We start from the raw sequence: 5,656 nt of genomic DNA, 5'->3' as shown, positions 1-5,656 counted from the left end.
GCATACGGGGCCGTCGGGCGTGTTCTTGAACTCACGGGCGATGTCCATGAGGGGTTTGAAGGCGAAACCCCGCTTCCCGGCCTCTGCGAGAAAAGCATCGAGGAACCCGCTCCAGCGCTTGCCTTCGAGTTCGGTGTGGACCGTCAGAACATTGAGGCCATCGGCCAGGAGGCCGAGGTAATGGTCGACGAGGGTCTTTTCCTCGGCGCTTACGACCCCGATGACTTCATCCAGGGTTGGAAGGGTCGTCGGGATCTGGACTATCGAGAACCGGATCCCACCCATTTCCGGATAGAAGGGGCACAGACCCCGGGTGTCGCTGGAATACACCAATCCCTTTTCCTCGAAGACCTTGAGCACGAAGGGGTTTATCATCCATCCCGGGGCTGCGAAGGAACGGGCCTCCTCTCCGACGACCATCCGGTAGACGGTGAGCAGCCGGTCGACCTCCCGGCGGGTCTCTGCTTCGTCAAAATGCTTGATGGAATCGTGCCAGCGGACATGGTCATGGCCGTGTATGCCCAGTTCATGACCGCCATCGAGGATCCTCCTGATGAGGGTTATGTTTCCGCGCGCGATCTGGGGCCCCGGCAGGACGAGGCCGTACATGAGGGTTTTCACGCCGTAGGTGCTCAGAACCCCCACACGGCCCGCCTTCTTGAGAAAACCCTTGCGGGTGAAGACCCTCTTTACGGTCCTGCCTGTGTTGTCCTTTCCCATGGGGACGAAGAAACTCGCCCTCACATCGTGGCGCCGGAATATGTCGAGAAGGACGGGCACGCCGTTGCGCATGCCCTGGAAGGTGTCCACATCGACCTTGATCCCTATGGTCCCGCTCAAAAGCGCCCTACCTGTCCGTCTCTCCGGGGAGGCTCGTTTCCAGGTAGTAGTCGAGCGTCTTCCTGAGGGCCGTGTCGAGATCCACGACGGGTTCCCAGCCGAGGATCTCTCTCGCCTTCGCTATGGAGGGGACCCTGCGGTCGATATCCTGGTAGCCCTCGCCATAGAAATCCCGGGAGTAGACCTCGATGATCTCGGAGTGTCTCGTGTAGTGCTTTGTCCTCGCATCCTCCGTGAACATCGTCTTCAGCTTGATGGCAAGGTCTTTCACGGTCGCCTCGTTCAGCGGGTTGCCGATGTTGAAGATCTGGCCGTTGCAGCGGTCTTCTTTGTTCTCTATGATCCTCATGAGGCACGCGATGCCGTCATCGATATAGGTGAAGCACCGTTTCTGCGAACCTCCATCCACGAGCCGGATGGGTTCGGCAAGAAAGAGGCTGCTGATGAACTGCGTCACCACCCGGGAGCTTCCCTCTTTTTCCGGGTCCGTGGTCAATTCGTCAAGCTTGGGACCTATCCAGTTGAAGGGTCGGAAGAGGGTGAACCTGAGGCCGTGCTGAAAACCATACGCCCAGATGACCCTGTCGAGAAGCTGCTTCGACGCGCTGTAGATCCATCGCTGCTTGTTGATGGGACCGAGGACAAGGGGACTGCCGTCCTCGGTGAACTCCGTGTCGGGGGACATCCCGTACACCTCCGAGGTGGATGGGAAGAGGAGTCTCTTGCCGTACTTGACGCAGAGACGGACGACCTTGAGGTTCTCCTCGAAATCGAGTTCAAAGACGCGAAGAGGCTCCCTCACGTATGTCATTGGTGTCGCGATGGCCACGAGGGGCATGACGACGTCGCACTTCTTGACGTGGTATTCTATCCATTCCCTGTTTATCGAGATGTCGCCTTCAACGTAGTGGAAGCGTTCATGGCCGAGACACTCGCCAAGCTTGTCGTTGCGAATGTCCAGTCCGTAGATCTCCCAATCCGTTTCGTTGAGCACGTGTTCCGCGAGGGCATTGCCGATGAATCCGTTCACTCCGAGCACCAAGAGTCTCAAGGGTGACCTCCTAGAATTTTGTTTTTCAAGACACGGGAAGACACCAGTTCGACGGCGTCCATCTCCTGCTCACCTTCGACCTGGGCCAGGACGAGGCGCAGGGAACCCGAACCGGTCCGCACGAGAAGAGGGTCCTCCGATATCACCATCCCCGGGGGGACGTCCCGTGGAGAGACATTCTCGGGGTATGCCTTCCAGATAAAGAGCTTTTCCCCGTCAAGGTAGGTGAAGGCCCCCGGGTAGGGATGGGTCACCGCGCGGGTGAGGTTGTATATGGACAGTGAATCCTTCGTCCAGTCGATGAGACCGTCCTCGGGCTTGCGGCCCCCGAAATAGGAGGACGGTCCCGCCTGCACCCTTCTCGTGAAGGTCCCGGCCTGAAGACCTGGCAGGACATCCTGCATCAACTCCCGCGCAGCTCCGACGAGCTTCATGTACACAGAGAAGACGTCGTCTTCGAAGGCGATGGGAACCTCTTTCTGCGCGACGATATCGCCCGCGTCCGGTTTTTCCACCATGAAATGAAGGGTCACGCCCGTGCGCTCCTCGCCTGCTATGAGGACCCAGTTGACGGGACAGCGGCCGCGGTATTGCGGAAGAAGGGAACCGTGAAGGTTGAAGGCGCCGATGCGCGGTATGTCCAGGATGGCCTTCGGGATCATCTTGCGGTAGTAGAAGGAGAACACTATGTCCGGGCGCATATCGCGGATGAGGGCGATCCACCTCTCCTCGTTCAGGCTCTCCGGCATGTATACGGGAATTCCATACTCCCGCGCGAGCTCCACGGGTCTGCGGAACCAGATCTCTTCGCCGGGGTCGTCATCATGGGTGAAAAGACAGGCGACGTCGGCACCGGTGCCAAGGAGCTCTTCCAGACAGACGTAGCCGATCTCCTGGTATGCGAATACGACAGCTCTCACATGTATTCCTTCTTGATGATGTACCGTGGGCGCCGCCTCACTTCCTGGTATATCCGGCCGACGTACTCGCCGATGACCCCCAGGGCGAAGATCTGTATGCCTATGAAGAAGAAGAGCACGCCGAAGAGGGTGAAGGTTCCCTCCCCCTCAGGGCCTATGAGGAGCCGCCGCACCATGAGGAAAATGGCGAAGGCAAGGCCGAGAAAGGCGATGACCACACCGAGCATGCTGATGAACTGTATGGGCAGGAGAGAAAAGTTCGTCATGAGGTCGAAATTGAGCCTGAATAGCTTGAAGGGACTGTACTTGGAGGTCCCTTTCTTCCTTTCCTCGTGACCGACCTCTATCTCGGTTATCCTCTTGGCAAAGGTGTTGGCAAGCGCCGGGATGAAGCTGGACGATTCGGGGCACATGTTCATGTAGTCGACGATATTGCGCCGGTAAGCCCTGAGCATACAGCCATAGTCCCTGAGACGGACACCGACGAGCTTTGCCGTGATCCTGTTGACTATGTAGGAAGGCAACTTGCGGAAGAGTGAATCCTTCCTCTGTTTCCGGTACGTGGCGACGACCTCGTAGCCCTCTTCCGCCTTGGCCACGAGCCTCGGGATCTCCTCGGGCGGGTTCTGCAGGTCGGCGTCGATGGTCACGACGATCTCGCCCCGGGCAAAATCGAAACCGGCGAAAAGGGCCATATGCTGACCGTAATTCCTGTTGAACTCTATGACCTTGATCCGTCCGTCCTCGCGATGGAAGGCCTCGAGGATCTCCTCCGTCCGGTCCGTGCTCCCGTCGTTTATATAGATGATCTCGTAGGGTCTGTGAATGGCCGCCAGGGCGTCGCGGAGCCGTTCGTTCAGTTCCGGAAGCGACTCCTCTTCGTTCAGAACGGGGACAAGCACGGACACATAGGGCTTCTCATCCATTTTTCCTCACATAGAAGATATAGTGCTCCTTCTCGTACTTCACCCTTTTCACGGGCACGAAGGACTTCTCCAGAGTCTCCCTGAGATGCATTGTGGGTTTCTCTTCGACAATGAGTAGTATATCACTTTCGTCTTCTTTTATCTCCTTAATATCGCTCAGGGCTTTGACGGGTTTCCCCACGTAGAATATGATGCCGGCGGAGTTGAAACCATAGGTGTATATCCTCTTCGTTCGTCCGTCATCGCCGAGGGCGTCCGTGATGAGGGTCAGGGACTTCGACGTCCTGTCGACGAGGGGCATGTAGTAGGCGCCGTAGAAAAAACCGGTGAAAACAAGAAAGAAGAGGAAAAAGGCCAGGGCGAAGTGCCTGTTCCTCTTGAAAAGCATGACGAGAAAACCGCATGCCGCGAGAAACAGCACGGCAAGATAGACATACAGGGACAGCGGCCCGTCCCTGAAGACCGCCACATCCTCCTCGGGCAGCACGTACATGGCGATGACGGCACCGACGGGTATGAGAGCGAGCAGCACCGCCAGTGCTTTGAGGACGGTGTTCGTCCAACCCCTTTCGACGAGGCCGTCCCAGGCGTCCCTGATGTAAAGCCCGGTGAGAAGCGCGAGTGCCGGATAGGCGGAGAGAAGATAGATCGCCCTCTTGCTCTGGGACAGCTCGAAGAAAAGGAAGATGAGCACGAACCAGAGGAGGGGAAGAACATAGCGCCGTTTCCAGGCCCCGAAAAGGGCAAAGGGAAGGAAGAGGCTCCAGGGCATGAAATTGAAGAAAAGTTTATGAAAGTAATACCAGGGCGATTCCAGGTGGTCGAAGGCATTCGTGTAGCGGGTCACGTTCTGATGAAGGATGAACTCCCTGATGTAGCTCTCGCCGGCGGCAAGGAACCACACGGAGGCGATGGCGGTTGCAAGGACAGAGCCGAGCACCAGGGGAACTATGTAGCGGCGGAGGCTCTTCTTGAACACGAGATAGACGAACACGACCCCGACGGGTATGACAAGTCCTGCCGGTCCCTTCGTGAGTATCGCGAAAGCGCCGGGGATGAAGGAAAGGGCAAAGTTGAGACGCTTGCCCTTCTCCAGTGAGACAAAGGCCAGGTAGATGGCAAGACCGATGAAAAAGGCAAAGGTCATGTCCATCACTGATTCCCTGGCGTTGGAGAGGAACTGGTAATTGGTCGCGAGAACAAGCCCCGAGAAGAAACCCGCGCGTTCGTCGCCGAGCCTGCACCCCAGGAGAAAGGTCATCACCACGGTAAGGAGCGCCGCCAGCGCGGAGGGCGCCCGGGAGGCAAATTCATCGACCGAGCCGCATGCCTTCGCCGCGGCGATGATCATCCATGAATAGAATGGCGGCTTCTCCAGGTACGGGATACCGTTGAGGTAGGGCCTGATATAGTCCCCCCTGTCCATCATCTCCCGTGCCATGATGGCCTGACGCGGTTCATCGGGGTCCCACAGGGAGGTGGTCCCGAGATTGAAAAAAAAGAGGATGCCCGCGAGAATGATAAGCGCTGTAAGTCGTATTTTCATTATCTTTCGCTTCGAAACACTACAACCATGTCAAAATACAGGAAGTTTTATATGCCAATACGGGACATTTTTCAACATTTCTTTGCCGCCGGGAACCTTCATTCTCGATAGATGCAATCATTTCAGGGCATTCCCGCCCTTTCCACTCTCGTTCGACACCGGTCCCAGACGCGTATACAACAAGGAGAACTGGAAAACAACTCCTGCTTCATGTACAATGGAAATATCTGAATCCAGGCACGACATGAGGGCGGCCTCACCGGCCGCAGGGCAGCGGGTATCGTGAGGCACGAAGGCAAGAAGGTCCGGCGAACGTGAGGCAGGCCGGCCAACGTTTATGATGATCAGGGAGAAGAACATGAAAAGAGCGGCG

General features: G+C 57.1%; 5 protein-coding genes. All 5 read right to left on the bottom strand.

Annotated features, from left to right (window positions below; genetic code table 11):
• A partial coding sequence (locus GXX82_10765; protein NLT23518.1) for a polysaccharide deacetylase family protein occupies window positions 1–840 on the bottom strand: 840 nt, incomplete at its 3' end.
• 7 nt (window positions 841–847) lie between these two features.
• Entirely contained in the window at window positions 848–1,891 is a 1,044-nt protein-coding gene (locus GXX82_10760) for a bifunctional UDP-4-keto-pentose/UDP-xylose synthase (protein ID NLT23517.1), read from the bottom strand.
• Window positions 1,888–2,811: a formyltransferase gene (locus GXX82_10755; protein NLT23516.1), complete on the bottom strand. Its 924-nt coding sequence runs from the start codon at window positions 2,809–2,811 to the stop codon at window positions 1,888–1,890. The genes GXX82_10760 and GXX82_10755 overlap by 4 nt, the downstream gene beginning before the upstream one ends.
• Complete coding sequence (locus GXX82_10750) at window positions 2,808–3,737, bottom strand: glycosyltransferase (protein NLT23515.1); 930 nt, start codon at window positions 3,735–3,737, stop codon at window positions 2,808–2,810. The genes GXX82_10755 and GXX82_10750 overlap by 4 nt, the downstream gene beginning before the upstream one ends.
• Window positions 3,730–5,283, bottom strand: a complete 1,554-nt coding sequence (locus GXX82_10745) for a glycosyltransferase family 39 protein (protein NLT23514.1) — start codon at window positions 5,281–5,283, stop codon at window positions 3,730–3,732. The genes GXX82_10750 and GXX82_10745 overlap by 8 nt, the downstream gene beginning before the upstream one ends.
• Between the last annotated feature and the right edge of the window lie 373 nt (window positions 5,284–5,656).

The organism is Syntrophorhabdus sp., assembly GCA_012719415.1.
In the GTDB taxonomy this organism is placed as follows: domain Bacteria; phylum Desulfobacterota; class Syntrophorhabdia; order Syntrophorhabdales; family Syntrophorhabdaceae; genus Delta-02.
Note: the sequence above shows the minus strand (reverse complement) of the source record. Positions and strands in the feature narration are given on the sequence as shown.

Bases quoted from the DNA above. Each gene is read 5' to 3' on its own strand.
- GXX82_10750 (NLT23515.1), bottom strand. From the start codon at position 3,737: ATGGATGAGAAGCCCTATGTGTCCGTGCTTGTCCCCGTTCTGAACGAA.
- GXX82_10745 (NLT23514.1), bottom strand. From the start codon at position 5,283: ATGAAAATACGACTTACAGCGCTTATCATTCTCGCGGGCATCCTCTTT.